Source organism: Frigoribacterium sp. CFBP 13605 (genome assembly GCF_014839405.1).
Lineage (GTDB): Bacteria > Actinomycetota > Actinomycetes > Actinomycetales > Microbacteriaceae > Frigoribacterium.
The window spans coordinates 1-2,448 of record NZ_JACYNS010000181.1; the positions used below are offsets into that span (position 1 = coordinate 1).

Sequence of the window (2,448 nt, forward strand, 5' to 3'; positions counted from 1 at the left end):
GGCCAGGTCGGACTCGACGTCGTCGCGGGTCAGGTCGCCCAGGGCGCGGCGGGCCTCGGCGGCCCGCCCCTCGGCGGTCGCGTGCCGTGCGGCGGACTCGCGCTGACGGGCCTCGGCCGCTCGGGACGACCGCGACGCGGCCTCGACCTGGTCGTCGGTGGGATGCTCGGTGCCGGGAGCCGCCGGGGCCGGATGCTCTCGCGAGCCGCACACGGGGCACGGGTCGCCGACGACCAGAGCCGCTGCCAGGTGACCCGCCATGCCCTCGATCTGCCGACGGCGGAGGCCCGCCTCGTCGTCGAGGGCCCGCAGCGCCGCCGCCGAGTCGTCGGCCAGTCGTGCGGACGCCGCGTCGACGGCCCGGCCGAGGGCGTCGAGGTCGTCGAGGTCACGCAGGCGGAGCCGCGCCTCGGCCGTCGCCTGCTCGGCGGCGACGAGGTCGGTCGAGGCGTCGGCCAGGGCGTCGCGCTCGACGACGAGCGACGCCCGCACGGCGGGGGCCGCGACGAGGTGCGCGTCGAGCTCCCGGCGCCGCTCGTCGGCCTCCAACAGGGACTGCTCGGCCGCCTCGAGGTCCGTCCGGCGACCGGGCAGGGCCTTCTCGGTCCGGGCCGCCTCGGTCAGGAGGGCGAGTTCCGACAGTCGGGCGTCGCGACGGGCGGCGACGTCGGCTCGGATCGGGATCTCGCCGTCCGCCGCCCTCGTCTCGCCGTCCGCGACGACCCCGGCGGCCTCGCCCAGGCGTGACGCCGCATCACGCTCGGCCTCGGTCGCCCGCGTGACCGCGGCGAGCGCATCGGTCACGGTCGCGGCCCGGGTCGCCGCGGCGACACGCGAGCGGACCGTGGCGATCTCGCCGTCGCCCTCGTCGAGGCGCGTCCGCCGGACGGTCAGGTCGGCTCGTCGGTCGAGTGCCGCCCCCAGCGCCCGCACGCCATCGAGCGACCGTCGTGCCGCCTCTCGGGCCTCGACCACCCGTGACCGCTGAGCCGACGCGGCGACGGCCTGGGTCTCGAGGTCACCGAGCAGGGCGACCCCGCCGTCGGCGGCCAGCCCCTCGTCGAGGGCCTCGGCCTCGAGGCCGCTCGCCTCGAGCAGTCTGGCTCGCGCCAGCTCGATGTCGCGGTCGGCGGCGGCGACGGCGGCGTTCGCGACCTTCCGCCGGTCGACGAGCTCGGCCGTGGTGCGCTCGTAGATCTCGGTGCCGAAGAGCGACTGCAGGACCTCTTTGCGCTTCTCGCCGGTCGAGCGGAGGAAGGCGGCGAACTCGCCCTGGGGCAGGACGACGGTCTGCACGAACTGCTGGCGCGTGAGCCCGAGGATGCGCGAGACCTCGGCGCCGGCCTCTTGCGTGCTGATCGAGACGATCTCGCCGTCGACGGCGTCGGGCGACGAGAGGCGCCACAGCTTGGCGGTCGCGTTCGCCGGCGTCGTGCCCGTGCCGCGTGCCTTCGGGCGGCGGTACGCGGGCGTGCGTCGGATGCGGTGCACGCCCGCGCCGTTCTCGAAGACGAGCTCGACGAAGGGCTCGACGTCGGGGGCGGCGTGGTGGCTGCGCAGGCGGTCGGGCGTCGAGGCCGAACCGGCGAGCCCGCCGTAGAGGGCGAAGACGATCGCGTCGATGATGGTCGACTTGCCCGAACCCGTCGGGCCCTCGAGCAGGAAGGTGCCCGAGGCGCCGAGCGCGGCGAAGTCGATGCTGTGCTCGCCCGCGTAGGGCCCGATGGCCCTCAGGGTCAGCCGGTGGAGGTTCATTCGCCGACCTCGCTCGCGAGTGCGGCCTCGTAGGCGCCGCGCACCACGGCGAGCTCGGTCTCGCTCGCCGCCCCGCCCGAGGCGAAGGCGACGAACTCGGCCGCCACCTCGATCGGGTCGGACTCGGCCGTGACGGCGGCGAGCGCCGAGGCCTCGACCGCTCCGACGGGCGTGTGGTGGATCGCGAGGGCGTGCGGGAAGTGCTCGGCCACCCGCGTGTAGAGCCGTTCGGGGTGCACCGGATCGGTGACGAAGACCCGGAGCCAGGCGTCGCGCAGGTCGTCGTGGCGCCCGTCGAGCAGGGCGTCGAGGGAGTCGGTCACCTCGGCCAGTCGTCGCGGGACGGGGGCCGGGACGAGCTCGACCGAGACCGAGCCGTCGGCGGCCAGCTCGAGGATCGTGGACGACTTGACCTGGTTCCGCTCGCCGAACGAGAAGGCCAGGGGCGAACCCGAGTAGCGCAGGCGACCGGACGGGCCGACGCGCTGGGCACCGTGCAGGTGGCCGAGGGCGACGTAGTCGACGCCCTCGAACGCGGCCGACGGCACGGAGTCGACGCCGCCCACCCGGATGTCGCGCTCGCTCTCGCTGCGCTCGGGCGTCGGGGCGCCGTCGGGCTCGCGGTCGGCTGCGGGCCCCGCCACGACGAACGCGTGCGCCACCACGACCGACCGGGTGCCGGGTCGCCCGGCG

General features: G+C 76.1%; 2 protein-coding genes. Both read right to left on the bottom strand.

From position 1 onward, the window contains the following. The coding region (locus IFT36_RS15775; RefSeq protein ID WP_200413632.1) for an AAA family ATPase at window positions 1-1,755 on the bottom strand (1,755 nt) is incomplete at its 3' end. Further along, window positions 1,752-2,448, bottom strand: a 697-nt coding sequence (locus tag IFT36_RS15780; RefSeq protein ID WP_249408690.1) for an exonuclease SbcCD subunit D, incomplete at its 5' end; no start/stop codon positions are given. The genes IFT36_RS15775 and IFT36_RS15780, both read right to left, overlap by 4 nt.